At 70.4% G+C, this 25452-nt stretch carries 24 protein-coding genes; 11 read left to right on the top strand and 13 right to left on the bottom strand.

Going from position 1 to position 25452, the window contains the following annotated elements:
- Positions 1-8: 8 nt before the first annotated feature.
- The 4 genes from QH276_RS21055 to QH276_RS21040 form a co-directional block, all read right to left on the bottom strand.
- Positions 9-1091 carry a Vms1/Ankzf1 family peptidyl-tRNA hydrolase gene (locus tag QH276_RS21055; protein ID WP_280400804.1) on the bottom strand — a complete coding sequence of 361 codons (1083 nt, stop codon included), beginning with the start codon at positions 1089-1091 and terminating at the stop codon, positions 9-11.
- Between the two features lie 97 nt (positions 1092-1188).
- A complete protein-coding gene (locus QH276_RS21050) occupies positions 1189-2163 on the bottom strand; it encodes a TIGR03557 family F420-dependent LLM class oxidoreductase (protein ID WP_280400805.1) in 975 nt (324 codons plus the stop codon).
- 228 nt (positions 2164-2391) lie between these two features.
- Entirely contained in the window at positions 2392-3165 is a 774-nt protein-coding gene (locus QH276_RS21045) for a DUF72 domain-containing protein (RefSeq protein ID WP_280400806.1), read from the bottom strand.
- Between the two features lie 238 nt (positions 3166-3403).
- Positions 3404-4270 carry an alpha/beta fold hydrolase gene (locus tag QH276_RS21040; RefSeq protein WP_280400807.1) on the bottom strand — a complete coding sequence of 289 codons (867 nt, stop codon included), beginning with the start codon at positions 4268-4270 and terminating at the stop codon, positions 3404-3406.
- Between the two features lie 139 nt (positions 4271-4409).
- Here QH276_RS21040 and QH276_RS21035 point away from each other — a divergent pair, with 139 nt between their 5' ends.
- Positions 4410-5186 (top strand): AraC family transcriptional regulator, encoded by a 777-nt coding sequence (locus tag QH276_RS21035; RefSeq protein ID WP_280400808.1) that lies wholly within the window; start codon positions 4410-4412, stop codon positions 5184-5186.
- A 12-nt stretch (positions 5187-5198) separates the two neighbouring features.
- Here the strand turns inward: QH276_RS21035 and QH276_RS21030 are convergent, their stop codons facing one another.
- From QH276_RS21030 to QH276_RS21020, 3 genes are all read right to left on the bottom strand, one after another.
- Positions 5199-6347 carry a hypothetical protein gene (locus QH276_RS21030; RefSeq protein WP_280400809.1) on the bottom strand — a complete coding sequence of 383 codons (1149 nt, stop codon included), beginning with the start codon at positions 6345-6347 and terminating at the stop codon, positions 5199-5201.
- Positions 6348-6474: 127 nt separating this feature from the next.
- Positions 6475-7692: a flavin-dependent oxidoreductase gene (locus QH276_RS21025; RefSeq protein WP_280400810.1), complete on the bottom strand. Its 1218-nt coding sequence runs from the start codon at positions 7690-7692 to the stop codon at positions 6475-6477.
- Positions 7689-8168 (bottom strand): hypothetical protein, encoded by a 480-nt coding sequence (locus QH276_RS21020; RefSeq protein WP_280400811.1) that lies wholly within the window; start codon positions 8166-8168, stop codon positions 7689-7691. The genes QH276_RS21025 and QH276_RS21020 overlap by 4 nt, the downstream gene beginning before the upstream one ends.
- Positions 8169-8390: 222 nt before the next feature.
- Between QH276_RS21020 and QH276_RS21015 the strand changes: the two genes are divergently transcribed.
- The 7 genes from QH276_RS21015 to QH276_RS20985 all read left to right on the top strand — a co-directional run bounded on the left by QH276_RS21015 (position 8391) and on the right by QH276_RS20985 (position 15861).
- Complete coding sequence (locus QH276_RS21015) at positions 8391-9476, top strand: NAD(P)H-dependent amine dehydrogenase family protein (protein WP_280400812.1); 1086 nt, start codon at positions 8391-8393, stop codon at positions 9474-9476.
- On the top strand, positions 9466-9978 hold the full coding sequence (locus QH276_RS21010; RefSeq protein WP_280400813.1) for a carboxymuconolactone decarboxylase family protein: 513 nt from the start codon (positions 9466-9468) through the stop codon (positions 9976-9978). Before QH276_RS21015 ends, QH276_RS21010 begins: the two co-directional genes overlap by 11 nt.
- Before the next feature lie 43 nt (positions 9979-10021).
- On the top strand, positions 10022-12469 hold the full coding sequence (locus tag QH276_RS21005) for a molybdopterin oxidoreductase family protein (protein ID WP_280400814.1): 2448 nt from the start codon (positions 10022-10024) through the stop codon (positions 12467-12469).
- Between the two features lie 390 nt (positions 12470-12859).
- Positions 12860-13921 carry an NAD-dependent epimerase/dehydratase family protein gene (locus QH276_RS21000; RefSeq protein WP_280400815.1) on the top strand — a complete coding sequence of 354 codons (1062 nt, stop codon included), beginning with the start codon at positions 12860-12862 and terminating at the stop codon, positions 13919-13921.
- Positions 13922-13957: 36 nt separating this feature from the next.
- Positions 13958-14812 (top strand): SDR family oxidoreductase, encoded by an 855-nt coding sequence (locus QH276_RS20995; protein ID WP_280400816.1) that lies wholly within the window; start codon positions 13958-13960, stop codon positions 14810-14812.
- On the top strand, positions 14805-15515 hold the full coding sequence (locus QH276_RS20990; protein ID WP_280406866.1) for a phosphodiesterase: 711 nt from the start codon (positions 14805-14807) through the stop codon (positions 15513-15515). Before QH276_RS20995 ends, QH276_RS20990 begins: the two co-directional genes overlap by 8 nt.
- A gap of 58 nt (positions 15516-15573) precedes the next feature.
- A complete protein-coding gene (locus tag QH276_RS20985) occupies positions 15574-15861 on the top strand; it encodes a hypothetical protein (RefSeq protein ID WP_280406865.1) in 288 nt (95 codons plus the stop codon).
- 15 nt (positions 15862-15876) lie between these two features.
- Here QH276_RS20985 and QH276_RS20980 read toward each other — a convergent pair whose 3' ends face one another.
- A complete protein-coding gene (locus QH276_RS20980) occupies positions 15877-16563 on the bottom strand; it encodes an NUDIX hydrolase (protein WP_280396544.1) in 687 nt (228 codons plus the stop codon).
- Positions 16564-16904: 341 nt separating this feature from the next.
- Between QH276_RS20980 and QH276_RS20975 the strand changes: the two genes are divergently transcribed.
- Positions 16905-17366, top strand: a complete 462-nt coding sequence (locus QH276_RS20975) for a GNAT family N-acetyltransferase (RefSeq protein WP_280396543.1) — start codon at positions 16905-16907, stop codon at positions 17364-17366.
- A 16-nt stretch (positions 17367-17382) separates the two neighbouring features.
- Positions 17383-18207 carry a hypothetical protein gene (locus QH276_RS20970; protein WP_280396542.1) on the top strand — a complete coding sequence of 275 codons (825 nt, stop codon included), beginning with the start codon at positions 17383-17385 and terminating at the stop codon, positions 18205-18207.
- Positions 18208-18216: 9 nt separating this feature from the next.
- On the opposite strand, the gene QH276_RS20965 is transcribed toward QH276_RS20970, so the two are convergent.
- The 4 genes from QH276_RS20965 to QH276_RS20950 are packed head-to-tail and all read right to left on the bottom strand — an operon-like array spanning position 18217 to position 22972.
- Complete coding sequence (locus tag QH276_RS20965) at positions 18217-19176, bottom strand: SCO2521 family protein (protein WP_280396541.1); 960 nt, start codon at positions 19174-19176, stop codon at positions 18217-18219.
- A 13-nt stretch (positions 19177-19189) separates the two neighbouring features.
- Positions 19190-20197, bottom strand: a complete 1008-nt coding sequence (locus tag QH276_RS20960) for an SCO2522 family protein (protein ID WP_280396540.1) — start codon at positions 20195-20197, stop codon at positions 19190-19192.
- Positions 20197-21111 carry an SCO2523 family variant P-loop protein gene (locus QH276_RS20955; RefSeq protein WP_280396539.1) on the bottom strand — a complete coding sequence of 305 codons (915 nt, stop codon included), beginning with the start codon at positions 21109-21111 and terminating at the stop codon, positions 20197-20199. Before QH276_RS20955 ends, QH276_RS20960 begins: the two co-directional genes overlap by 1 nt.
- Positions 21112-21121: 10 nt before the next feature.
- A complete protein-coding gene (locus tag QH276_RS20950) occupies positions 21122-22972 on the bottom strand; it encodes an SCO2524 family protein (RefSeq protein WP_280396538.1) in 1851 nt (616 codons plus the stop codon).
- Positions 22973-23214: 242 nt separating this feature from the next.
- On the opposite strand from QH276_RS20950, the gene QH276_RS20945 reads away from it, so the two are divergent.
- Positions 23215-24792 (top strand): Na+/H+ antiporter, encoded by a 1578-nt coding sequence (locus QH276_RS20945; RefSeq protein WP_280396537.1) that lies wholly within the window; start codon positions 23215-23217, stop codon positions 24790-24792.
- 13 nt (positions 24793-24805) lie between these two features.
- On the opposite strand, the gene QH276_RS20940 is transcribed toward QH276_RS20945, so the two are convergent.
- Positions 24806-25411, bottom strand: a complete 606-nt coding sequence (locus QH276_RS20940; protein ID WP_432278803.1) for a UdgX family uracil-DNA binding protein — start codon at positions 25409-25411, stop codon at positions 24806-24808.
- Positions 25412-25452 lie beyond the last annotated feature (41 nt).

Below are 25452 nucleotides of genomic sequence, written 5' to 3'. Positions count from 1 at the left end.
GCGGCGGTTCAGGTATGCCGCAGCAGGGCGCCGACGCCCTCGCTGGGGGCGGCCTCCTCGTCGACCGGGGTGATCGTGCCGCCGCGGACCAGCACACCCACCGGTAGTGCTTCGTCGGCGCGGCAGGTGTGCTCGGGGTTATCGGTGAGGGCGCCGAGCGCGCCCGGGTCGCGGACCGGTTCGGGGTCCAGCCGGACCGTACGGTCACCCAGTGCTGCTGCGTTGATCAGCAGGTTCTCGGTATTCGCCGCCAGCAGCGCCGAGACCGTCGCGGAGAGCCCGGCGACGGCCGGTCCGTCGTCGCGGCCCCGGGCCTTGTCGAACCGGGCCACCGTTTCCGCACGCCGCTGCCGGGCCTCGGCGGCCACCAGTTCCCGGACTTCGGCGTCGAACTCGCCGGTATCGGTGCCGGCGGCGCGACCGCCCGATTCCACTTCCACGACCTGTGCGGGAAGCGTGCCGAGGGCCCGGCGGACCTCGGCCCGGGCGGTGACATCACCGGCCAGCACCACCACCCGCGCCCGGATCCGTTCCGCCAGGCGTTTCAGTTCCGTGGCGACATCGGCGGCATTGCGGCGTACTTTCTCCTCCACGCGGCGTTGCATCGACAAATGCGACCAGCCGCCGCCGTGACGGACCTTGTGGATCGGATGACCCTCGCCCTCGATGGTTTCGCCGACCACGTTGCCGTCGTCGTCGACCCCGTACATCTCCGAGCCGACCTTGTCCACGACGGCGACCGCGTGCGCAACCTCCTCGGTTTCGTACTCGATCAGCGGCAGCAGATAGGGCAGGGGAGATACCCGGACGATCTCTGGTTGCACCGGGTGGGGCAGCCGGCGGTCGATCAGCACCCGTTCCGAATCCGCGATCAGCGCGCGGCCGGCGCGGCCCGGCTCGGGCGGGCTACCGGTGACGGCCGCCGCCAATGCTTCGATCATGCGGTCCGTGGCGCCCGCCGCCTCGAGGCGTTCGGCGAGGGCCCGCCAGCGCAGGGCGCGCTGCTGTTCGGCGTCCTCGGTGTCGTGTTCGGCGTCGATGTACAGCGAGGCGAACGGACCGGGTCGTTGCGCTATTTCTCGAATACTCATGCCAGTCACGTGGGGGCGCTTACCCGGCGCGGCCGGATCGAATCGTGGAGCCCGGAATCGAATCTCCGGCCGGGCCGGGGCTGCCGGCGACCGGGGTTCAGGCCGCCTGCGGAGTCAGTTTGCGCAGCGGCTCGTCGAGTTCGGCGCGGAAGAAGTCCAGGAAACCGTCGGGGTCGGGGCCGGCGTTCTGCATCACGAGATGGTCGAAGCCCGCGTCCACGAACGGCTGGGCGACGTCGAGATAACGCTGCGGGTCCGGACCACAGGCGAACTTCTCCAGGATGTCCTCCTCCCGGACGGTGGCCGAGGCGGCGGCGAAGTTCACCGGATTCGGTAGTTCGCTCATCACCTTCCAGCCCGTCATCGCCCAGCGCGAGGTCTCGTGGGCGGCACTGGCCGCGGTGTGCTCGTCGGGCGCCCAGGCCATCGGGACCTCCGCGTAGCGCGGTCCGTCACCGCCTGCCTCGCGGTAGCCGGAGACGAGTTCGGGCCGCGGTTCGGTGGCGAACAGGCCGTCACCCAGTTCGGCGGCGATTTCGGCGGCCTGCCCGCCGCCCGCGGCGACCGCGATCACCGGTGGTTCGTCGGGGAGGTCGAACACCCGGGCGTCGGAGAGTTGCAGGTGGCGGCCTTCGTAGGACTGGTAGCCGCCCTGCCAGAGCAACCGGATGATCTCCAGGGCTTCCCGCAGCAGCGCGTGCCGGCCGGCCACGTCCACCGGGAACCCCTCGCCGACGATATGTTCGTTGAGGCGCTCCCCGGCGCCCACCCCGAGGGTGAACCGGCCCTCCGACAGCAGCGCCACGGTGGCGGCGGCCTGCGCGACGATCGCCGGGTGGTACCGCACGGTCGGGCAGGTGACGCCGGTGGCGAGCCCGATCCGGTCGGTTTCGGCGGCGATGGTGCCGAGCACCGACCACGCGAACGGTGAATGCCCCTGATTGTCCAGCCAGGGGTGATAGTGGTCGCTCATCTCGACGAAATCGAAGCCCGCTTCTTCGGCGCGGACGGCCTGGCGGACCAGTTCGCGGGGCCCGAAGGCTTCGGCGGCCAGCTTGTACCCGATCTGCATGGTTCCTCCGGAAGCTGTAGTGGGGAACGCGCACGGACGGAGCGCGCGCGGATACCGGACGTGTGCGCGGTACCCGTGCGCCGGTGTGCGAAACCGCGAGCCGGGGCTCTGCGGTGGCCGGCAGTGGACCCAGGGTCGCGGTCGGAGGCCTGGGTAGCCGGTGGTGAACCCTGGCCGCGCCGGCCGGGGGTCTGCGGGGGTCGGCAGCGAACCCCGGGCCGGAATTGGTCAGGCGGTCGTGGGAAGCCGGGCGGGCGTCCGGGTGACCGTGGCGCCGGCGGCCGCGGCGAGACGGGCGAAGGCGAGGGCGTCGTGGAGGGCCGCGCCGCCGGGATCGTTGTTGAAATAGACGTAGAGGTCGGGGTCGCCGGGCCAGGCTTCGGTGAGTCGCTCGACCCAGGTACGCAGCGCCTGCCGGCCGTAGCGGGGCGGCGGTTGCGCGCGGCCGTGGTGCAGGCGCAGATAGCCCCACTCGGTGGTTCGCCAGCACGGTGTCACCGGACGTGACCCCGCATCGGCCCAGCACAGCGCTGCCTTGTTGCGTTCGAGTACCGCGCGCACCCCGGGGACCCACCACGAATCGTGCCGGGGTTCCACCGCCACCCTGACCCCTGCTGGGAAACAGCGCAGGCAGGTTTCCAGCAGCTCGGTATCGGCCCGCAGGGTGCCGGGTAGTTGCAGCAGGACGGGCCCGAGCCGGTCGCCCAGCCCTTCGGCGTGCCGCATCAATCGCGCCACGGGTTCGGCAGGTTCGCGCAGTCGCTTCATATGGGTCAGGAAACGGCTCGCCTTCACCGCGCAGACGAAATCCGCGGGTGTGCGGTCGTGCCAGGATGCGAAGACCTCGCGGCTGGGCAGGCGGTAGAAGGCGTTGTTGTTCTCGACCGTCGCGAACTGACCGGCGTAATGCTCGAGCCACAGCCGCTGCGGCAGGCCGTCCGGGTAGAGGATCCCGCGCCAATCCCGGTACTGCCAGCCGGACGTCCCGATATGCCACGGCATCGCTATCCCCGTCGCCTGCCGTGACCGGGCGGGGGCGCGTACAGCAGCGGCCGGTCGGTTCTCGTCATAGCGACCGGCTACCCCGGAAAGCACTACTCACTCCGAGGCCCGGCCATCCGTACGAGTGCGAGATGCGAGATTCACTGCGCGGGGGCCGTCCGGGTCGCTGCCGCGGCGCCGTCGCTGTCTCGGCGGAGCCGGCTCGCTGTCCGGCGGCGGTCGAGTCGCTGGGCGGCGGTCAGGAGGTCACGGGGCGGTCCAGCCAGCGCAGCAGGGCGGCGGTGACTTCCGCGGGGCGCTCTTCCATGAGGAAATGGTCGGCGTCCACCCGGACCAGCTCCGCGCCGGGTATCCGGCCGGCGAGTTCCTCGGCGGTACGTACCGGGATCGCCGGATCGCGGGTGCCCCAGATGACGGTGGTGGGGCAGGTGATCTCGCCCAGTCGCGCACCGAGTTCGGGGCGTACCCGCACCTGGTAACCGGCGAAGAAATGCGTGTACCAGCGCCGGCCTTCGGGCGTGCGGAGGAAGCCGAGATAACCGTCCAGCCGCTCGCGATCGAACGAGCCGTTGCGCAGATAGGGCGCCAGACCGATCCGGTGGACGAGATACACCGGTGGGGTGGCCAGCAGCCGGCGGGTCGGACGATACCGCGACCCGACCGTGAACGCGCCGAACAACAGCCGGTACGGCAGCGTGAAAGTGCCGTGCGCCCGCGAATTCAGGATCGCCAGCCGGCGGACGCGATCGGGATGACGCTGGACGAAGCCCAGGCCGAGGAAACCGCCGTAGTCGTGGCAGGCCAGGTCGACCCGGTCGAGGCCGAGGGCGTCGAGTATGCGCGCGATACGGTCGACCTCGATGTCGTAGTCGCAGGACAAGCCGGTGTCCCGGGACGATTCGCCCCAGCCGAGCAGATCCGGGGCGAGTACCCGGCGCCGCGCCGACAACGGTCCGATCTGATGGTCCCAGGTCCGGTGCGATTGCGGCCAGCCGTGCAACAGGACCAACGGGTCGCCGGCGCCCGCCTCGGCGTAGCACAACCGGGCACCGTCGACGGTCGTCTGCTTCATCGCCGTGCCCGGCTCGATCCGGTCTGTGGTCATCTTCGCCCTGCCTTCCTTCGAGGGTCGTCGGACATCGGAGCCCGGCGGCCGCAACCGTGTGTGGATTGCCCGTGCTGCTCGGTCTCGTGAGCGAGCCGGCTGTGCCGCTACTCGCTCCCGCGCCGGTATCGTCGCGCATATGACGCGGGCGGCACTTCCGGAAACGTGCGCTGCGCCGGCGGGTACGGCACGGCTGTGGGTGCGCCTCGGCCACGCCGTCTACCTCGGGCCGGGGCTGGGACTCGACGCGCATTCGACGGCGATCCCCGCGCTGGGCGTGGGTATCGAGGCGCCGTTTCGGGTACGGGTGGACGGGCTCCCCGATATCACCGCGCGCAGCTTCCTGTTCCGCGCCCGGGTGACCCATCACGTCGTGGAAACCCAGGGCCGCATGCTGTTCTGTTTCTTCGACCCCACCAGCACCGTGCTGGCCCGCTGTCTGGGCGGAATGACCCGCCTGGCCGATACCTACCCGTACGCGCACCACCGCGAGGCCGATCTCATTGCCCTGTGCCAGGAGCCGGAGCCGGATATCGAACGCCTGCTCGACGTGGCCAGTATCCCGCTCCCGGTAATCCGCGATCCGCGCATCGCCGCCGCCGCGAACGCCATTCGCGCCGATCCGTCCCGGCCGTATCGAGCGGGCGAAACCGCGCGCGCCGCCGGACTTTCCAGCTCCTACTTCTTACGGACCTTCGCCGCGCAGACCGGGACCAGTTTCCGCCGCTACGTCCAGTGGGCGCGGATGGTGCACATCGCCCGCTCCTACGCTGCCGGGCACGACCTCACCCGGGCGGCGGCGGACGCCGGCTTCGCTTCCCCCTCGCATTTCAGTGATACCTTCCGGGCGATGTTCGGGCTCACCCCCACCGCTTTCACCCGGATCGGCGGGGACCTGCACATCATCGAACAGTGACCACCGCCGCGCCTATTTCCGGACCACCTCGACGGGGTCGCTGAGCGCCTGCGCCAGCGCCGGCTGCGCTGCGGCGCCGGCGGGTGCGATCGCCGCCGCGGCCTGCGTCGTCTCCGTGCCGAGCAGCGCGACCATGTGCTGCATGCGGCCGATTCCCGATTCCAGGAGGCCGGCCGCCTCGAGCAGCTGTGCCGCGCCCGCCTCGGCGCGCTGCGGCAGGTCGCCCGCGAGGGCACTGCCCTGGCCGAGCTGATCGGAGATCGAGGCGAGCCGGCCGGCCAGATCGTGCAGTGCGGTGCCGAGTCCGGTGCCGGCTTCCGTGCCGCCGGGTGCGGTCAACAGTGTGGCCGCCTGATCGGAGATATCCCGGCCGGCCTGCAGTTCGGCGATGACATCGGCCAGTGGGTCCGCGCCGGCGAGGGGCAGCCCACGGAGCAGCGGAAGGATCCGGTCCAGCACGGCGGTGGTGGCGGCCGCCGCGTCCCGGGCCTGCGTCGTGGTGATATCCGTGGCATCCAGGGCGGTGGCCAGCGCAACGGCCTGCCCGGCCACGTCGTCGAGCGTGGCGGTCAGGCTGTCGATGGCCGAAGTCAGCCGGGCGACACCGGTTTCGGCGACCCCGGCCAGGTCGAGGAGCTGCGCGGATCCGGCGTCGAACTGTTCGGTGCCGGCCACCGCCGCGCTCAGCCCCGCGCCGAGCAGCTGGGCGGTGAATTGTGCCGAGGAGATATGGGTGCGGGCGCGGGCGGTGGCCTCCAGCGCCGTCGTGATCCCGGCGGCACCGATCTGCCGGGTAACGCTCGCGACAGCGCCGTCCACGGTGCCGGTATCGGCGTCGTCGTGCAACTCGACGGTGAGCCGGGCGCGGCGCGGTGCGTCACCGGCCAAGGTCGCCATGGCGTCGGTGAGGTCCGCGGGCAGGGTGATCACCGCGGCGTAGTCGCCGGTTTGCGCGGCGCCGGCGGGAAGCGCGTGCCAGTCGTAGCCGCCGGTCTGCCGCACCGCGTCGACAACTCGGGCGCCGGTCGGTCCGGTATCGGCGTTGACCAGGGCGATACCGGTCGGCGCGGCGGTGGCGCGGGTACAGGCGGTGGCGCCGGCGGCACCGCCGACGAGAACGACGAGGGCCAGGGACGCCGCCCGGGCGGGGATTCGGATCACGGCGCGGACTCTACGGTCGGTTTCTGGCGGAATCACCCGCCTCCCGATGAGGATTCGGTAAGGAACGTGCCCGAACCGATCGCCTTTCCCACCGGCGCGACCGCCTCCCCGGACCGTGACCCGCCGGTCAGCGGACCGCGCTGGTACGGCGGTAACCGTCGGTGATCGCCCGTAGTTCCGCCTCGGTCAATACGTCCTGGATCCGCTCGAACCCGTCGGGCGCGCGTTCCGCGACGATCCGCAGCGTCCGGTCCATCGGCATATCCCGGTTCGCCAGCACCACGGCGTTCGCGGCCTCCCGGCGCGCCGATTCGTAGGCCAGCAGACCGGCGGCCGGATCGGCCGCCCCGGCGAGTTCGGCCGCCACGGTCCGGGCGTCGAGGATCGCCTGGGATCCGCCGTTGGACCCGATCGGATACATCGGGTGCGCGGCGTCGCCGAGTAGGGTGATACGACCGAAAGTCCAGCGCGGCAACGGGTCTCGATCGACCATGGGGTACTCCAGAATGGTCTCGCTCGCGGCGAGCAGCGCCGGTACGTCGAGATCGCCGATTCGCCAGTCGCGGTAGTACGGCGCGACCTCGCCCAGCCGGCCGGTGCGGGTCCAATTCGCCTCGCCTTGTCCGCCCTCCGGCATCCGGACCTCGGCCACCCAGTTGACCGGGACGCGGTCGCCCGGCCCGGCCGGCGGCGACAGCGGGTAGGCGACCAGTTTCGCGGCGTGATTGCTCCCGGCCATCACCATCGAGGTCCCGGTCAGGAACGGCGGCACCGTGGCCACCCCGCGCCACATCCGGATACCGTTCCAGCGCGGTGGTCCCTCCTCCGGGTACAGCCCGGCGCGAACCGCGGAGTGCAGGCCGTCGGCGCCGATCAGCACATCCGCGGTGAGTTCCACCGGTGCCGCGCCGTCCCCCTCGTACACCTCCGCGCGCACGACGGTGTCGTCCTGGACCGCGCCGGCGAAGCGGCAGCCGGTGCGGACCGCGCCGTCTCCGAGGCGCTCCCGGACGGCATCGAGCAGCAACTGCTGGAGCCGCCCGCGGTGCACGGAATACTGCGGGAACGGATGCCCCGCCGCCATACCGCGCGGCTCGCGCCAGATCTCGTTGCCGAACCGGTCGAAATGGATCAGTTCGGAGGTGGCGACGGCATTCGCGGCGAGCGCGTCGCCGAGCCCGAGTTCGGTCAGCGCGGCGGTCGCGTGCGGGAGCAGATTGAGACCGACTCCGAGCGGCCGCAATGCCCGCACCCGATCGATGACCCGGACGTCGATCCCGGCGTCGTGCAACCCGAGTGCGGTGGTCAGGCCGCCGATACCGGCGCCGACGACGAGGACCTTCATCGTTTCTCCTCGAGTGGTACGAAGCTCGGACTGAGGCGTTCGTGCAGATGTGCCACCGGCCGGGACCGCTGGTCGCGCAGCACGCTCTCCTTGTAGACGCAGGGCAGATCTTCCGGGCCATCACAGGCGGGCCAGCGCGCGACACCGGAACCCAGGACGGTCCGGGCCAGATACCGGTCGGCGGCGGCCAGGCTGTGCCCGATGGGCAGCCGATGGTCGGTCAGCAGCGCGGTGAGTTCGTCGTCACCGGCGACGATCGCCACCTTGTTGAGCGAGACCGCGGCCCCCTCGGCGGTGACGAGCGTGGAGGTGCGGATGACGACGGATTCGGTCGCGGCGCAGCCGAGGGCCGCGCGGACCGGCGGCGAGAGGCAGCCGCCGGTGGTGACGTGCTGATCGGTGAGGTCCAGCGCGAGCGGCCGGTCGATCAGGGCTTCCAGCAATCGCGTCATCGAACCGTCAGCGCGCAGTAACATTCGGGTAACCGGCGGTAGGCCCGAAACTATTGTGTCCGTTGGGAATTCCGCCACGGAATGGACACTACGGGGGTGGCGGACGGGCGGCATCTCCACCGGTGGAGATATCGGACACGTCGTGCTCGCGCGGGTATCACGGCCGGTGACGGGCTGTCGCGGGGCGATCGCGGGGGGAACTCTCGATTTGCTCCTTCACAACCAAGCGCTTGTTAGAATCCGGCGATGATAACGACGGTCGTCTGGGGCACGGGCAATGTGGGCCGGGCCGCGATCCGCGCGGTCGATGCCCACCCGGACCTGACGCTCACGGCCGTAGTCGTCCACGATCCCGCGAAGCGCGGACGGGACGCGGGCGAACTGGCGGGCCTGGACCGCATGCTCGGCGTCGCCGCCACCACCGATCTCGATGCCGTTCTGGCGAGTTCGCCCGCTGCCGTGGTGTATGCCGCGTCGGGCGATATCCGGCCCGATGCCGCGCTCGCCGATATCGTCCGGGCCGTCGGCGCCGGCGCGGTGGTGGTGACCCCGGCGCTGTACGCCCTCTACGACCAGCGCAGCGCGCCGCCGGAGGTCCGCGACCCCGTACTGGCCGCCGTCGAATCCGGCGGGGGATCGCTGTTCGTCTCCGGGATCGACCCCGGCTGGGGCAACGATGTCCTGCCGGTGCTGATCAGCGGCCTCGGCAGCGTCGTCGACGTGGTGCGCTGCCAGGAGATCTTCGACTATTCCACCTACGACCAGCCCGATTCGGTCCGCTACCTGGTGGGCATGGGGCAGCCCATGGACCAGGTGCCCCCCATGGTGGCGCCCGGGGTGCCGGCCATGGTCTGGGGCGGGCAGGTGCGGCTCATGGCCCGGGCGCTCGGGGTCGAGCTGGACGAGATCCGGGAGACGGTACAGCGGCTCCCGCTGCAGACCTCGGTCGAGACCGCGACGATGGGCGTTTTCGAGGCCGGCACCCAGGGGGCGATGCGGTTCGAAGTGCAGGGCATCGTGGGCGGCGAACCGCGGATCGTGGTCGAGCACATCACCCGCATCCACCCGTCCTGCGCACCGGAGTGGCCCGCCCCGCCCAACGGGTCGGGCGCGCACCGGGTGATCATCGAAGGGCGCCCGCGGATCGAGGTCACGGTCGAGGCCACCGACGAGGGCGGGAACTACGCGGCCGGTGGTAACGCGACCGCGGTCGGGCGCCTCGTCGGCGCGATCGACTGGCTCGTCGGCGCCGCACCCGGACTGTACGACGCATTCGACGTCCCGCTGCGGCCGGCGGCCGGCAAGCTCGGAAGGAACACCCATGCGCGTTGACATCCCCGAAGGCAAGGATCCGATCGGCTACGTCTGGGGTGAGATGGTGCCCGGTATCGGGCTCGCCGCCTCGAAGCTCTCGCTGGCGGTGTACGAGCACAGCACGCTCGGACTGCGTGAATTCGAGGCCGCGCGCCTACGGATCGCGCAGATCAACGGATGCGTCTTCTGCCTGGACTGGCGCACCGAACGCGACGGGCAGAAGGTGGAGGAGGGATTCGCCGACGCCGTCACCGACTGGCGGGTCACCGGCGCCCTCGACGACCGGGCCCGGCTGGCCGCCGAATACGCCGAGCGCTACGCCCTGGACCACCACAATCTGGACGAGGACTTCTGGTCCCGGATGACGGCGCACTACAGCCAGGCCGAAATCGTGGAGCTCAGTATGTGCCTGGGTTCGTGGCTCGCCTTCGGCCGGCTCAACCACGTCCTGGGCCTCGATGCGGTATGCGTCCTGCCGGGGCATTCCGGCGGTTCTCCGGCCGCCCGTCCCGGCGCCTGATCCGGCTCCTGTTGAGCTCACCCGCGCTGGGTACGCGCGCGGTATGGACACTCGCGACCGTATCGCCGAACCGTGGGGCGCCCGGACGCCGTACGCCCCCGGACAACCCTGGCCGGCCCGGGTGGACACCTACCTGGCCGACGGCGTCGACCCGGATACCGTGCATTGGGTGCCGTCGGCGTCGGTACTGCACTCCAACGGGGACGCGCTCGATATCGCCGTCCGGGGCGACCGCATCGTCGGTGTCCGCGGCCGCGGTACCGACCGGGTGAACCGCGGCCGGCTCGGACCGAAGGATCTGTTCGGCTGGCAGGCCAACGCCGCGGCCGACCGGCTCACCCGGCCGCTGATCCGGGAGAACGGCACGCTCGTCGAAACCGATTGGGATACCGCGATGCAGCGCATCGTGCGGCACAGCACGGACCTGCTCGCCGATTACGGCCCGTCCGCGCTCGGCTTCTACACCTCCGGGCAGTTGTTCCTCGAGGAGTACTACACGCTCGGCGTGATCGCGCACGGCGCCATCGGCACCAACCATGTCGACGGCAACACCCGTCTGTGCACGGCGACCGCGGCCGCCGCGTTGAAGGAATCCTTCGGATGTGACGGCCAGCCCGGCTCGTACACCGATATCGACCACGCCGATACGATCGCCCTGTTCGGCCATAATGTCGCCGAAACGCAGACCGTGCTGTGGTCGCGCATACTGGATCGGCTCGCCGGCGACGATCCGCCCGCGCTGCTGTGTGTGGATCCGCGCCGCACTCCGGTCGCCGAGCACGCCACGGTGCACCTGGCCCCACTGCCCGGCACCAATCTCGCGCTCATGAACGCGCTGCTGCACGAGATCGTCACCAGCAACTGGCTGGACCGGGAGTACATCGATGCGCATACGGTCGGTTTCGACCGGTTGCGCGAACAGGTCGCGGAGTACCCGCCCGAGGTGGCGGAACGGATATGCGACGTGCCGGCCGCCGATATCCGGGCCGCCGCGCGGCTGCTGGGGTCCGCGCGGCGGCTGCTGTCCACGGTGCTGCAGGGTTTCTACCAGTCGCATCAGGCGACGGCCGCCGCGGTGCAGGTCAACAACATTCATCTGCTGCGCGGCATGCTGGGCCGGCCGGGCTGCGGAATTCTGCAGATGAACGGCCAGCCGACGGCCCAGAACACCCGCGAATGCGGCGCGGACGGTGATATCGCCGGATTCCGCAATTGGGCCAACGACACCCATATCGCCGACCTGGCCCGCATCTGGAACGTGGCGCCCGGGCGGATTCCGCACGACGGCCCGCCGACGCATGTGATGCAGATGCTGGAATACGCCGAACAGGGCAGCCTGCGGATGCTGTGGGTGAGCGCCACGAACCCGGCCGTCTCGCTGCCCGAACTCGCCCGGATCCGCGACATCCTGTCCCAGGAGCGGCTGTTCCTGGTGGTGCAGGACATCTTCCGCACCGAAACCGCCGAACTGGCCGATGTCGTACTGCCCGCCGCGGGCTGGGGCGAGAAGACCGGCACCTTCACCAACGCGGACCGCACCGTGCACCTGTCCGCCAAGGCGGTGGAACCGCCCGGCGAGGCACGCGCTGATCTCGACATCCTGCTGGACTACGCCCGCCGGATGGATTTCCGCGACCGCGCCGGCGCACCCCTGCCCTCCTGGCACGATGCCGAATCCGCGTTCGACGCCTGGAAACAATGCTCGGCGGGGCGGCCGTGCGACTACACAGGTCTCACCTACGAGAAACTGCGCGGCGATTCGGGGATCCAGTGGCCGTGCACCGAGAACGCCCCGGGCGGCACCGAGCGGTTGTACGCGGACGGGAACTTCTGGAGCGCCCCGGACTACTGCGAGTCCTACGGCAAGGATCTGATCACCGGTACCCCGCTGGAACCCGAGGAGTACCGGGCCCTGAACCCCCACGGCAAGGCGATGATCAAGTCCGCCGGATTTCTGCCGCCCGCCGAACGACCCGATGAGCAGCGGCCGTTCGCGCTGATCACCGGCCGGACCCTCTACCACTTCCACACGCGCACCAAGACCGGCCGGGTCCCGCAACTGCAGGCGGCCGCGCCCGAGGTGTGGGTGGAGATCTCCGGTGCCGACGCCGCGCGGGCGGGTATCGCCGAAGGCGATCCGGTGGAGGTCGCCACCGCGCGCGGAGTCGTGCACGGCCGCGCCCGGTTGAGCGGCATCCGGCCGGGTGTGCTGTTCCTGCCGTTCCACTACGGCTACTGGGACGCCGAGGGCGCGGGGCATGAGCGCGCGGCGAACGAACTCACCGTCACCGATTGGGACCCGGTGTCCAAACAGCCGCTCTTCAAAACCGCCGCGGCCGCCATCCGCCGCCTCGGTCCCGGGACCGGCCCCGCCCCGGCACCGACCACTACGGCGTCGGCCCCGCTGGACGGCGCGATCCGCCGCACGGCCGGGGGAGCGGATGCGGAAGTCCGCAGCGAAACTCCCGCCCCGGCGGGCAGTCGCCGCTGAGATATTCGTTCCCGCGGTGCCATATCCCGCGGGAACGATCGCTGCCGGTGGCCGAGCGAACGTCCGGCACGCCCGGCTGAGCCGCCGGGGGGAATGCGGTCCCTGAGGACAGCGGCACGGCTACCGGGGCGGGGCGCCACGCGACAGGTCGTGGCACAGCGCTCGCAGTGGTAGCGGATTCATGGGCCGAGCCCTTCGCTGTCCGATCACCGAGTCGGCGGGGATGCGGGGCCGGCGGCACCCGCCGGTCAGGAGATCACGAGGCCCGCGGGCAGGGCACTACAACGAATCGGTTGCGTGCGAATCGCGCGCGGCAATCGATGGGCGACCCGGGGTGTCGTGCGCGCCGGAGAGGGTACGTCGCCGATCCGACCGTTCGAAGGAGTGCCGATGCGTGTAGTCGTGACGGGGGCGACAGGCAATGTGGGGATCGCGGTGCTCGACGCCCTGGCCGGCGAACCGGCGGTGACCTCGATCGCGGGCCTCGCCCGCCGCCGGCCCGACCGCGAGAGAGGCGGGGTCGAGTGGGTGAGTGCCGATGTGCGGCATTCCGATCTCGGCGCACTGTTCCGGGGCGCGGACGCGGTGATCCATCTGGCCTGGTCGTTCCAGCCGACCCGGCAGCCGATCGAAACCTGGCGGACGAACGTGGGCGGTACCGAACGGGTGCTCGACGCCGTGGCCACCGCCGGAGTACCGGCGCTGATCTACGCCTCCTCGATCGGGGCGTACTCACCGGCCACCGGCGACGAGCCGGTCGACGAGGCCTGGCCGACCGAGGGCTGGCCCGGTGCCTCCTACATGGTGGAGAAAGCCTACGTCGAGCGGCTGCTGGACCTGTTCGAACAACGGCACGGCCGATGCCGGGTGGTGCGGATGCGGCCCGCTTTCCTGTTCCAGGACGCCTCGGCCGCCGAACAACGCCGCCTCTTCGCCGGGCCGTTCGTCCCCAACCGGCTGATCCGCCCCGGCCTGCTCCCGGTGTTGCCGTATCCGCGCGGGCTGAGGTTCCAGACCCTGCACACCGCGGATGTCGGCCGCGCCTACGCGGCGGCGGTGGTCCGCGACGTGCGCGGTGCGTTCAACCTCGCCGCCGAACCACTGCTCGACCGCGCCGAGGTCGAGCGCACGCTGGGACTGCGCACCGTAGCGATCCCGCAGGGCGCCGTGCGCAGCGCACTGGCCGCGGCCTGGCACCTGCGACTCGTCCCGGCCAACCCCGGCCTGTTCGACGCGCTCATGTGCTTGCCGGTGATGAGCACCGAGCGCGCCCGGGCCGAACTGGACTGGACCCCGCAGACCGCGGCCACCGATACGCTGCGGCAGTTCCTCGACGCCTTCCGCCGTGGGGCCGGCGGCCCGACGCCACCGCTGGCCGCGGAGGCCGGCGGCGCGGCGCGGCACCGGGAGATCTCCTCCGGAGTCGGTCGCCGCGATCCGGTCGACGAATAACTGTGTCACCGCGGCCGGACCGGGTAGCCGCAGGCCATGGCTACTATCGCTCCACTACCGAAAGAACGTGTCGGCGCGCCGCTGCGCGCCGTCGTGACCGGCTCCGATTCGGGGATCGGCCGGGCCGTCGCGGTAGCGCTGGCCGGCGGCGGTGTCGATGTGGGAATCACCTACCACTCGGACGAGGCCGGGGCCGAGCACACCGCCGCGCTGGCCCGGGACCGGGGTGCGCGCGCCGCGGTCCGCCGCCTGGACCTCGGCGATCTGCCGACCAGTACCGCCGCGATCGACGAACTCGCCGCGGAACTGGACGGGGTGGACGTGCTGGTGAACGCCGCGGGCACCGGGTCCGCGCAGAAGGCGATGGAAATGGACTTCGACACCTGGCGGCATGTGCTGTCCGTGGACCTCGACGGGGCTTTCCTGTGCACCCAGCGCGCCGCCCGGCATATGATCGACGCCGGCCGCGGCGGCCGGATCATCAATATCACCAGCGTCCACGAGCACGCGCCCAAGGTCGGGGCGGCGCCGTACTGCGCCGCCAAGGCGGGTCTCGGCGCACTCACCAAGGTGCTGGCGCTCGAACTGGCCGAACACCACATCACCGTGAACTCGGTGGCGCCGGGCGAGATCTCGACCCCGATGACCGGCCAGGAGGATGCCGATCCGCGGGAACATCCCCGGCCGGGACTACCGCTGGGCCGGCCCGGTCATGCCGACGAAGTCGCCTCGGTGGTGGCGTTCCTGGCCACCCCGGCGGCCGGATACGTCACCGGCGCCTCCTACGTCGTCGACGGCGGCATGCTGCTCATGGGCCCGCAAACCAGTCAGCTGGTCGGCGACGAGAGCTGGCGCCGGCCGGATACGGCACAGGAGGTGGCCGATGCCTGACCCCATCACTCCCGTCGTACGCACCGCCTTCGATACCGGTGCCCGGGTGCGCCATGCCCGGTTCTTCCATCCGCGCGGCGTACGCCTCACCGGCCGATTCCGTGCGGAACCGGAATTCGCCCCGCTGTTCGGCACCGGCGACCGCGCGGTGATCGCGCGGCTGTCCAAGGGGACGGGCACCCCCGGCGGCCTTCCGGATATCCTCGGCCTCGCCTTCCGCGTCCTCGACCGCGACGAACACCCCTGGGATTTCGCCCTCGCCACCACCGGCCGGGGGATGGCGGGCAGGTTCGTCGTGACACCGGCCCGCGGCTGGTCACACGCCCGCTACGGTTCGCTGCTGCCGTACCGGTTCCCCGATACCGGTCTGCGCTGGATCTTCGCCGATCCCGCCGGATCGCATCCCGCAAGCGCGTCGCTCACGGACCTCGACGAGCATCTGCGCGACCGCCAGGTCGATTTCGATATCGGGGTGGCGGGAATGCGCGGCGGCGTGCAACTCGCCGGTGAGCTGGCGCTGCGGGCAGCCGATCCCGAGGAACATCGCACCGACTTCTTCGATCCGATGCTCAACCATCCCGCCGACGTCGAACCGGTCCCGCAGGTGGTGCAGCGGATCCGTGAGGCCGCCTACACCGGCAGTCGCCGCGGCCGCGGCGCCGAGGATCGCGAAACCGGCCGGGCGATCGGCACCCAGCCCTGAACCGGCCGAATTCGGCCGCATCCTGTTTCGACCGGCCACCCGGGGCAACCCGGCGACCATGAACGGAACCGAAGATACCGGTCAGGAATCCGCCGAGGTGTCGGAATGGGCGAGCGTCCCGCCGACCGAGGAACAGCTGGACGAAGACGAACTGGCCGCTGACCCGCTGGAAGAAGGGATGGATCCGCCCGACGACTGGTCCGCGGCCGACCGCTACGCCACCCCGCCCCGCGAGCAGCGGGCCGGCGAATCCCTCGACGAACGGCTCGCCGAGGAACAGCCCGATATCACCCCGGAAGGCCAGCGATCGGGCGCGGCACCCGACGCCCCACCGCGCCGGCACTGACCGCCGCCCGGTAACTCAGTGATGAGTCCAATCGGGCTGGTGGAAATGGGCCACCCGGGCGGCCTCGGACGGCGTGCCGAGCAGCACGGCCTCGCGGAACTGCCACAGCATGGCGCCGGTGGGCGCGTGGATGGTCATCTCGGGTGCCAGGCGCATCTGCAACAGCCCGGTCTCCGGGGTCGCCGGGGAATCGGCGGGCCCGTCCCGCCGCACCCAGTGCGGCGTACCGTCGGCGGCCAGGCTGTGCAGGTCCACGAAATGCACGGAATGCACCTCATCCGGATTCGGATGCAGATCCGCGATATCGGCGAGTGTGGTGACGATGGGGGTGATGGCGAAACCCGACGCGGCCGGAAAATCGTCGAGAATGCCCAGCGTATCGGCGGGGTCGGCGATCAGCCCCAGCTCTTCGTGCAATTCGCGGGCGGCCGCGCGTTCCAGCGTTTCCCCGCGTTCCACGCGCCCGCCGGGCAGGCCCCACTGCCCGGCATTGCGACCCCGGTAGGCCCGTTTGATCACGATCACCGCGAGCGATCCGCCGTTGTCCACCACACACAGCGCGACGGCGGCGCGGCGGGTCGTCGCCGCGTCCGGCATCGCGATCCGCGGGAACGCCGCCAGCCGGGTACGGGCCAGGGCACGGAACTCTTCGATATTTTCGGGGACCCGAGGTCCCGGGTCGGCGGCCATGAATTCGATCATGCCGCATCCGCGATCGGCCGTCCGGGCCGCTCCCACACCGCGGGATCTTCCCGCGGTCGCGGCTGATCCCGCGCCGGAAGGGCTCGGCCGGCCGCGGGGGATCCGGGTAACCCCGCCTGGCAGATCTCACCGGGCGGTAGCCGCCCGCCGGCGCGTGTCCGCCGTCGCGTGGGTGAGGTGGTTCGTGACCGGGCGGCCGTGTCGATCGGCCGTCGCCGGGTATGCCGGAAAGAGAACCGGCGGGTTACAGAACGATTGCGCAGCAGCTCTAGACTGACGCGGTTCGTGCGTTGCGTTCTAGGCTGGAATCGGACGGCTTATGCCCTGGCATTAGGGAGCACATGGATATCGCGGAGGCGCCGCAGCCGGAATACCGGCAGGCCCGGTTTGCCGACCTCGAGGACATCGCGGCCATCGAGGCCGAGGTCTTCGCCGAGCCCTACCTGTACCTGATGCTGCGCCAGCTCTTCGAACTACACGGCGGGGAATGGCTCGTCGCGGAACTGCAGGGAACGGTCATCGGCTACGCCCTCACTCTCGAAAAGCGAGGACGCGCACTGCTTTTCACCTTCGCTGTGGCCAAGCGGTACCAGGGTGCAGGCTACGGGCGGGCCCTGCTGGACCACACCCTGCACGTATGCCGCGAGCTGGGCACGAAGACCGTTTTCCTCACCGTCCGCCCGGACAATCATGCGGCCGGTGGCCTGTTCAAACAGGCCGGTTTCGATTTCGTCGAACACCACGACACCTATTTCGGTCCGGGCGAACCGCGCGACGTCTACGAATACCAACTGTGTCCCTGATCGCTACACTGGCGTCATGGGCGATATCTCGCCGTTCGTGGCGTCGGTGTCGACCCGGATCGCAAGGCACGCAGCGGCTTACACAGAACAGCTCGACCGGCAACAGCATCCCGGCCGGATGGCCTTGGACGAGTTCGCCACCCACGTCGAGGCCGTGCTGGACGATTACGATCCGCCGAGTACCCGCCGCCGGCACTCCGACACCCTGGTGTTCCCGCATCTCTACGAAGCCGCCCGGCATCCGCCCGCCGACGAGGAGGAATGGCGCGTACCCAGCGCGGTGGTGGCCGCCCTGCTCGCCGCCGAGGTGGAATTCCGTGGGCCGCTGCGGCTCAGCAGCCGGCAGAACACCTTGCTGGCAGAGGAATACGAACAGCTCGGCGCCCAGCTGACGGCGGCTCGCTTGCCCAGCCACGCGGTGCTGGCCTACCGGCGGGCGATGGCGCTGTACCGGATCAACGAGGACAACGAGTCGGAGGACCGGTGCGGCCTGCTACTCGCCCGGGCCGAGACGCGGTCGCTGCCGGTGGGTCTGCGCCGGTGGGCAGGGTTCGGCTCGGATATCTTGTGCGGGCACGGCTATCGGCCCTCCTGGCTGCTGGGCTGGGTGGTCGCGCAGATCTCGGTGTTCACCGGGATCGCGCTGGCGCTGCCGCTGGATCAGGAGGTCGGCACCACGATCTACCTGGGTGTGACGAGCTTCCTGAGCCCACCGGGGCAGGACGACACCAAGGATCTGTCCGGGATCGCGCGGACGTTGTTCGTGGTGGAGGGATGGACAGGGGTCGTCTCGATGTCGGTGTTCTTCGCCCTCCTGGTGCGAAAGTGGTTCCGGATGTGATGCCGCCGGCTACCAGTCGGTGTCGAAAACTTTGTGCCGCAGGGCATGTAACGTGGCCACCGCGATATTGTCGCGCAACCGGCCGGTCAGCGTGGTCCACTGCTTGGTGAATCCCGGATCGTTCTGGAAGTCCTTCCACAGGGCGCGCAGTACCGGTGGGGTATGGGCCCCCGGCATCCACAACCCGGACAGATGTTCGAGGGCGGGCGCGAGGATATCCATCCGCTCGCGGCTGTGCGGTGGGTAACGGTCCGCTTCGTCGAGCGCACCGGCCAGCACGGTCAGCAGCCAGTCGTGTGCCGCGAGATCCTCGCAGAAACGCTGGGCCGCGGCGATATCGGATTCGTCGCGCAGGATCAGCCGGACCGATCGGACGGTGTCGTCGTTCAGATGCAGGGTGGCGGTGGGACCGGCACTGCCACCGATCCGCGCGGCCCAGCGCAACCGTGTCGTGCCGGCCTGCACCGGCGGATTCTGGTCGAGCCGGGGGTCGGCGCGGACCCGGGCGAGCTGACGTTCACTGATCGAGGCCAGGTCGAGATGTTTCGCCTCCGGCGGCTGCGTGAGATACGTTTCGGCAAACAAGCTTCCGGCGGTTTCGCGCTCCGGAATCCGGGTGATGACCTCGGTGACGCCCTTCTGGCTGATGTAGTGCGACCAGGTCTGCCGCCGGCGTTCCGCGGCCCGCTGGACCCGGGTGTGCGCCGAGGACTGCAGCACCCGCCCACCGGTCAGCGCGATGCTCGTCGCCACGGTACCCACGATGCGCGCGGTCTCCGCGCCCAGCGGGAGGTCGCAATCGACGCCGACCGCCGTGGTGGGGGAGACCCCGAGCGAACCCGGCCGCTCCCGCCAGCGGACCGCGCGACCGGGCATGAGCGCCAGCAGTTCCCCCGCCTCGTCCCGGGCGAGCGCGGCGGCCGACGGCAGCAGGCAGGTACGCACCTCGCCGAGAACGACGAGGGGCACGGCCGACACCATCTCAGGACCCGTCGAGTAGTAGGTGCGACAGCCGCTCGCTGATCTTGCGCGGGACGGTCACCGGGACCGCTTCGGCAGCGCCCGCCGCGATGGTCTGCTCGACCACATCGTCGTCGAGATCCAGATGATCCAGCACCAGCCGCACCGCGTGCTCGATTCCGATATAGCGTTTCGGCAGCATCGACAGCGTCTGGTAGGCCGCGAACGGCGCCGCGCCGGGCTCGAGCTGTACCACCGGCGGAACCTCGTGCCAGCGGCGCGGCCAGGGTTCACCGTGCCACTGCTGGGGTTCCGCGATCACCTCCCCGTGGTAGCGCAGCATCCCGAGGCGCAGCAGATGCCACACCGCGGCCAGGAACGGGCACGACCACCGGGTCTCCGTGCGCCCCGCCACGACCTGATTGCTCCACAGTTGCACATCGAGAAAGATCGAATGCTCGCGCCGGCCGAATTCCTCCGGCGGCTGATAGGCACGGCTGCGCATCGCCTGCGCCTGTTCGTGTTCGGAGGAGCGGCGGCCGTTGCACAACCAGCCCGATTCGGCGGTGGGCGGGCGGCGGCCGGTGTCCGGGGGCGCCGGTTCGGCGACGATCCGTGCGGCCACCATTTCCGCGACCGGGATCGGCTCGCCCGCCGGCACGCCGTCGGCGAACGGCGAGGCCTGCCAGCAACCGGACTCGCGGGCGAGATAGTCGATCGTCAAACCCGATTCGGCGGCCGCGCCGAGCAGTTTGCCGAGCACTTCGGCGGGATCGGTATCGGGCTGGAAATAGTCGTCGATGAGATAGCAGGTGCTGACCCGGACGCCGGGACCGAACCGGACGCGGGCCGATTCGACGAACGCCGCCACCAGCGGGACGATCCGGCGGAATTCGGCACGGACCCGGTCCGGATCGCCCAGGATGTCGTTGAGATAGAAATGACCGACCTCGATCGACAGATGCGATAACGGCACCGGCTCGATCCGCGGTTGTTCGGTGGCCTCGCTGTAGGCCTGGCTGTCTCGCATCAGAGCCGCTCCCACGTGGCGATATCGACGAGCCGGCGGGCCAGCTCGGTATAGGCCAGCGCGGTTTCGGGATTGGCGATATGGGCGTTGACATCGCTGTCGAGGATCAACTGCTCGCGCCACTGCAGCACCGGTTCCATGGGGGTGGCGCCCAGGACCGCGGTGGAACCGAGCCGGTTCGCGGTGGCCAGCCGGCGCAGCGCCACATCCTGTTCCTGCAACCAGGCGGCCTGGGCCGCCCGCTGGGCGGTCGGCTGCGAATGGGCGGCCGGGACGGCGGTGCGCACATAGCGGGTCGAACCGAGCAACTCCTCGGGATCGTGACCGCAGACCGCGCCGGTCTGCAACAGGCCGTGCGGGCCGTGTACGAGCCCGGCCGCGGCCAGGATGTGCTGGCGGGTCCAGCGATGGAAGATCAGCCAGCGGGCCGTCCGGCGGCGCAGCTGTGGCAGTGCGGTGGCCTGCAGGGCGAGCTCGAGCGCGACCGAGCGGCCCGCGCTGAGATCGACGAACACCACCCGGAACTCCTGCTCCAGCGCGACCAGCAGTTCCGCGCAGCGCGTCACCACGGCATCGCCGGAGGTCAGGAATTCGGCGCCGCCCTCGTCCCCGGGGAACAGGACGAGCCGTCCGGCGCGGGGCCCGATCCGTTTGAGTTCGGCGCGGTCGGTGGCGGTGCCCACATCGACCCGGGACACCGTTCCGCTCTCGCCGAGCAGATAGGAGTGCACCCCACCATCGGCGATACCACGTTCCACCGCGCTGATCTCGAAGAGCGCGCCGGCGGTGGGGGAGCCGAAATCGAAGTCGACATAGGCGACGTTACGGCCGGAGACGCACAGCCGGTAGGCCAGATTACAACTGGTCACCGAGCGTCCGGTGCCGCCCTTGTCGGACGTGGAGAAGATCAGCACCTCTCCCGCCTCACCGCGTCGCGTCCTGGCGCGCGTACGCCAGTTCGTCGAGCTGGATCAGGGCCTGGGTCGCCAGGCTGTAGGCGGTGCCCGGCCGCTCACGCAACACCGTGCGGGCCCGGTCCAGCGACTGCCGGATCCGGTTGACCGCGGCCTGTTTCGGGGTCAGGTCATCGCCTTCCACCTCGAGTTCTTCCTGATTGAGCAGATGCTCCGCCTCACTCATCAGGTCGATGGCGCGCGCGACCATACTGGTCGGGGCCAGCGGTGGTTCGCGGAAGGTGTCGTAGGCGATCACCAGGCATTCCATCACCCGTTCGGTGACGAACCAGGACGGCCCGGCGGGTGCCGCCACCGTGGGCCCCAGCACCGCGACCGGATCGTCCCACAGCCCGGCATACGGTCCCTCCCGCACGACCCGCCGGTCCAGATGATCCATGGCCGCTTCGGCGAGGGCCATCAGCTGGTCGCGGGTGGCGACATCGGTGCGCAACCGGGCGGCCTGCAGACAGCGTTTCAGCATCATCGTCACGAAATCGGGCACATACCAGTGCAGCGGGGCACCGCCGCTGACGTCCTCACTGCCGGACAGGCCCAGCCGGACCCCGGGAAAGTGCAGGATCGCCGCGGCGTCCCCGGCGGTGAGCCGGCTGGTGATCCGTCCCCGGCGGGCCAGCTGATCGAAGACGGCGACCGTCCGCGCGAGATCCTCGGTGCTGTCGCGGTATACGAGGTCCTGGATGAGCATCGCGGTGACGGTCAGGCTGAAATAGTCCGACTCCTCACCGTCGGAGGTGCGCCACGGGATGTCCTCGAGCGGCCACCGGCCGCCGCCGAACTGGGCCACGGTCGACCAGTAGTTGCGGGCGAGTTCGAAGCGCAGCTGCAGTGCGTCGGCGAGTTTGCGCTGTTCGTCGGTGAGCAGATCGAGTTCCCGGATGCGCTGGGAGGACAGATCGTCGATACCGTCCAGCGCCACGGCCGTGAAATACAGGTAGGGACGGGGTTCGGCATGCCCCGCGGCCCGGCCGACCCGGCCCGGCACGAATTCGATGGGTTCGGCGGTGCGGACGATACCCCAGCCCCAGCCGCATTCGAAGAGCCGCTCGTCGTCGGCGACATCGACCTCGCTGGCCTGACTGAGGCGGACCTCGTTCGCCGCCTGTACGCGCAACCGCTCCAGTCGCGCCGACAGCCGCCCGATCACCTCGTCGGCCGGTGCGTTGTTCTGGTTCAGCATATGCAGGATGGCCTGTCCGGCCTCGGATTTCGGTTCCGGTGTGTGGATCACGAAACTGCGCACCAGACCCGCCATCGCCGCGGTGAGCCGCAGGCCCACGGCGTCGATCACCTGTGGTATCCGTTCGCTGAGCCGGCGGGCCTCGCGGCGCACCTCACCGCTGACGAAGCGCTGGTAACCGCGCAGAAAACGGAGCGCGGCGATACACAGGCTCAGCGACATCGAATAGGAGTCGACCACCTCGAGGTTGCGCTGCTGCTCGGTGAGCGGTTCGTCGCCGGCGGTGTGCAGATAGCTGCCGGCGGCGAAGAGCGGTTCGCCGTCGGGCCCGGTGTAGCGCTGGAGATAGTCCTCGATCAGGCCGACCAGGACACCACCGATCCTGGTCTCCTCACCGAACGGTTCGAGGGCGAGCCGGGTATCGACCGCCATATCGTTGGGCTGGTCCACGGCGAAGGTGTCGAGTTCGGTGGCCGGATACAACAGGCACAGCAGCTGCTCGGCGTCGCTGATCGAATTCGACCCGTCCCGGCCACCCCAGGTCCATGTCTCGTCCCGGTAGGAGCAGGCGAGTACCGCCTGCCACAGATCCAACAGCTGTTGCCGCGGCCTGATTCTCATCTGTGCCCCTCGCCCCCGCGTCCGACCGGCCGCGTCGACCCTTCTGATATCTAGAGTGTGCCTCGAATTCGTTCGCAAGGCCAAGGAAACGGAGAGTTCCGCGGTTGCCGTGAAATAGCCTGCCGGACATATTCTTCCGATTTCCGGCCGGTCACGGCCGAGACCGGGGGCACGCCACGCCGGATGCCGGTTTCGGCTCCGCTGCGGCATTGCGCGCACGCGGAGCCGCAGACTGGACGGTCATGGACCAGTTGGTGCTGACGTTCGTCATCCTGTTCGCCGCGGTTCTCGCCGAGGCCGTGGGCCGCCGGATCGGTGTGGCCTCCGCGGTGCTGATGACCCTGTTCGGCTGCGTCCTCGCGCTGCTGCCGTTCGTCCCCGAGGTCCGGGTGCCACCGGATCTCATCCTGCCGCTGGTACTGCCGCCGCTGCTCTATGCCGCCGCACGCCGGACCTCCTGGCGGCAGTTCGCGGAGAATTGGGAACCGATCGTGCTGCGGGCGGTGGGCCTGGTGCTCGCCACCGCGGCGGCGGTGGCCGCGATGTTCCATGCCTGGTACCCCGCGCTCCCACTGGCCGCGGCGGTGGTGCTCGGGGCCATCGTCGCCCCACCGGACCCCGTCGCGGCGACGGCCCTGGCCGGCCGGCTCGGCCTACCGCGGCGGCTGGTCGTGGTGCTCGGTGGGGAAGGCCTGTTCAACGACGTCACCGCGATCGTCGTCTATTCCGTCGCGGTCCAAGCAGTGGTGACCGGGCATTTCTCCGCCGCCCACGCCGGCCTCGAATTCGTGGTCTCGGCGGTGGTCGCCGTGGCCGTCGGATGGGCACTGGGCCTGGCGGGCAGCAAACTCACCCGCCGGCTCGCCGAGCCGACCTGGCAGGTGGCGCTGAGCCTGCTGCTGCCGTTCGCCGCCTACGGGTTCGCCGAATCATGGGGTGGGTCGGGCGTATTGGCGGTGCTGATCTGCGCGCTCTACCTGACCGACGCGGCCACCGAATTCGGCGATACCGGCTACCGGGTGGTCGGCGATTCGTTCTGGGATATCACCGAACTGCTGATCAGCGGATTCGCCTTCGGACTGATCGGCCTGGAACTCAGCGCGGTACTCGCGGCGACCGGTGACGAATGGCCGCAACTGGTCGCGGGCGCCGGCGCGGTACTGGCCGTGGTCGTGGGGCTGCGACTGGCCTGGCTGATGATCACCCTGTGGTTGCGCGGTACACGGTGGCACGACGAAGACGTCGACGAACCGTACACCTGGCGGGAAACCGTGGTGACCTGGTGGACCGGGATGCGCGGGGTGGCGAGCGTGGCGCTGGCACTGGCGATCCCCTTGCTCACCGAGGCGGGCGCCGATTTCCCGGGTCGCACCCAGATCCTGTTCACCGCGTTCACCGTGGTCCTGTTCACGCTGCTGGTACAGGGGCCGACCCTGCCGCTGATCGTCCGGCTCACCGGCGTGCACGCCGATACCCGGGCCGAACGGCAGTTGGAACGCCGGTTGTGGGAGCGGGTCGTCGACGCGGAGCTGGCGCGTTTGAAGGAACTCGCCGAGACCGAGGACATACCGGACGAACTCTACGAGCGCCTCCGGGAGGGAGTACGGCAGCGGACGGCGCGGGCCGACCCGGAAGCAGCCGGCGACGAGGCACGCGCCCAGGCCGAACGCACTGCGCGGATGGCCGCCACCGTCAAACGGGTCAGAGCCGAACTCAGGGCGGCCGGGCGGCGCGCGGCGATGGACGCGCGCCGGGAACCCGGGATGCCGCCCGACCTGGTCGACCGTGTCACCCGGCGACTCGATCTCGGGCCGAAATAGCGGAAAAGGCGGGTCAGCGCAGGGCGGTTTCGCGAATATGGGCCAGATCGCCGAGGAAATCCGCGTAGGCGGTCGTGCGGTCGGGGGCGCGGAGCACCGACGAGGGGTGGACCGTCGCGGTGACACCGTACGCGCCGCGCGCCACAACCCGGCCGCGCAGTTCACCGACGGTCGTGGCCGGTCCGAGCACCGCCTTGGCCGCGACCGCGCCCAGGCAGACCACCAGCTCCGGGTCCACCAGCTCGAGTTCGGTGGCCAGCCACGCCGAGCAGGCCACCACCTCGGTGCGGCTCGGCTGCTTGTGGATCCGGCGTTTTCCGCGCTCGACGAATTTGAAATGCTTCACCGCGTTGGTCACATAGATCTCGCCGCGGTCGAAACCCGCCTCGCCCAGCGCCCGGTCCAGCAGCCGCCCGGCCGGTCCGACGAAGGGCAGGCCGCTCGTATCCTCCTGGTCGCCGGGTTGCTCGCCGACCATCACCACGCGGGCGTCCGCAGGGCCTTCCCCGAACACGGTCTGTGTCGCGTTGCGGTACAGGTCGCAGCCGCGGCAGCCCGCCGCGGCCCCCCCGCCGGCGGGCAGATCGGGCGCGGCGGGGGCGCACGCGGCCGCGCCCACCGGGTTACCCGCGCGCCCGGGGGCGCCCGCCGGGGGGGGGA

This window comes from Nocardia carnea (assembly GCF_029869215.1).
Classification (GTDB): Bacteria; Actinomycetota; Actinomycetes; order Mycobacteriales; family Mycobacteriaceae; genus Nocardia; species Nocardia carnea_B.
This window is presented reverse-complemented; position numbering and strand designations above follow the sequence as displayed.

Coding starts and splice junctions, on each gene's coding strand:
- QH276_RS21010 (WP_280400813.1), top strand. CDS start 9,466: ATGCGCGTTGACATCCCCGAAGGCAAGGATCCGATCGGCTACGTCTGG.
- QH276_RS20985 (WP_280406865.1), top strand. CDS start 15,574: ATGAACGGAACCGAAGATACCGGTCAGGAATCCGCCGAGGTGTCGGAA.
- QH276_RS20975 (WP_280396543.1), top strand. CDS start 16,905: ATGGATATCGCGGAGGCGCCGCAGCCGGAATACCGGCAGGCCCGGTTT.
- QH276_RS21005 (WP_280400814.1), top strand. CDS start 10,022: ATGGACACTCGCGACCGTATCGCCGAACCGTGGGGCGCCCGGACGCCG.
- QH276_RS21035 (WP_280400808.1), top strand. CDS start 4,410: ATGACGCGGGCGGCACTTCCGGAAACGTGCGCTGCGCCGGCGGGTACG.
- QH276_RS21055 (WP_280400804.1), bottom strand. CDS start 1,091: ATGAGTATTCGAGAAATAGCGCAACGACCCGGTCCGTTCGCCTCGCTG.
- QH276_RS20980 (WP_280396544.1), bottom strand. CDS start 16,563: ATGATCGAATTCATGGCCGCCGACCCGGGACCTCGGGTCCCCGAAAAT.
- QH276_RS20950 (WP_280396538.1), bottom strand. CDS start 22,972: ATGAGAATCAGGCCGCGGCAACAGCTGTTGGATCTGTGGCAGGCGGTA.
- QH276_RS21020 (WP_280400811.1), bottom strand. CDS start 8,168: ATGTTACTGCGCGCTGACGGTTCGATGACGCGATTGCTGGAAGCCCTG.
- QH276_RS20990 (WP_280406866.1), top strand. CDS start 14,805: ATGCCTGACCCCATCACTCCCGTCGTACGCACCGCCTTCGATACCGGT.
- QH276_RS21050 (WP_280400805.1), bottom strand. CDS start 2,163: ATGCAGATCGGGTACAAGCTGGCCGCCGAAGCCTTCGGGCCCCGCGAA.
- QH276_RS21000 (WP_280400815.1), top strand. CDS start 12,860: ATGCGTGTAGTCGTGACGGGGGCGACAGGCAATGTGGGGATCGCGGTG.
- QH276_RS20960 (WP_280396540.1), bottom strand. CDS start 20,197: ATGCGAGACAGCCAGGCCTACAGCGAGGCCACCGAACAACCGCGGATC.
- QH276_RS20970 (WP_280396542.1), top strand. CDS start 17,383: ATGGGCGATATCTCGCCGTTCGTGGCGTCGGTGTCGACCCGGATCGCA.
- QH276_RS21025 (WP_280400810.1), bottom strand. CDS start 7,692: ATGAAGGTCCTCGTCGTCGGCGCCGGTATCGGCGGCCTGACCACCGCA.
- QH276_RS21045 (WP_280400806.1), bottom strand. CDS start 3,165: ATGCCGTGGCATATCGGGACGTCCGGCTGGCAGTACCGGGATTGGCGC.
- QH276_RS21040 (WP_280400807.1), bottom strand. CDS start 4,270: ATGACCACAGACCGGATCGAGCCGGGCACGGCGATGAAGCAGACGACC.
- QH276_RS20995 (WP_280400816.1), top strand. CDS start 13,958: ATGGCTACTATCGCTCCACTACCGAAAGAACGTGTCGGCGCGCCGCTG.
- QH276_RS20945 (WP_280396537.1), top strand. CDS start 23,215: ATGGACCAGTTGGTGCTGACGTTCGTCATCCTGTTCGCCGCGGTTCTC.
- QH276_RS21015 (WP_280400812.1), top strand. CDS start 8,391: ATGATAACGACGGTCGTCTGGGGCACGGGCAATGTGGGCCGGGCCGCG.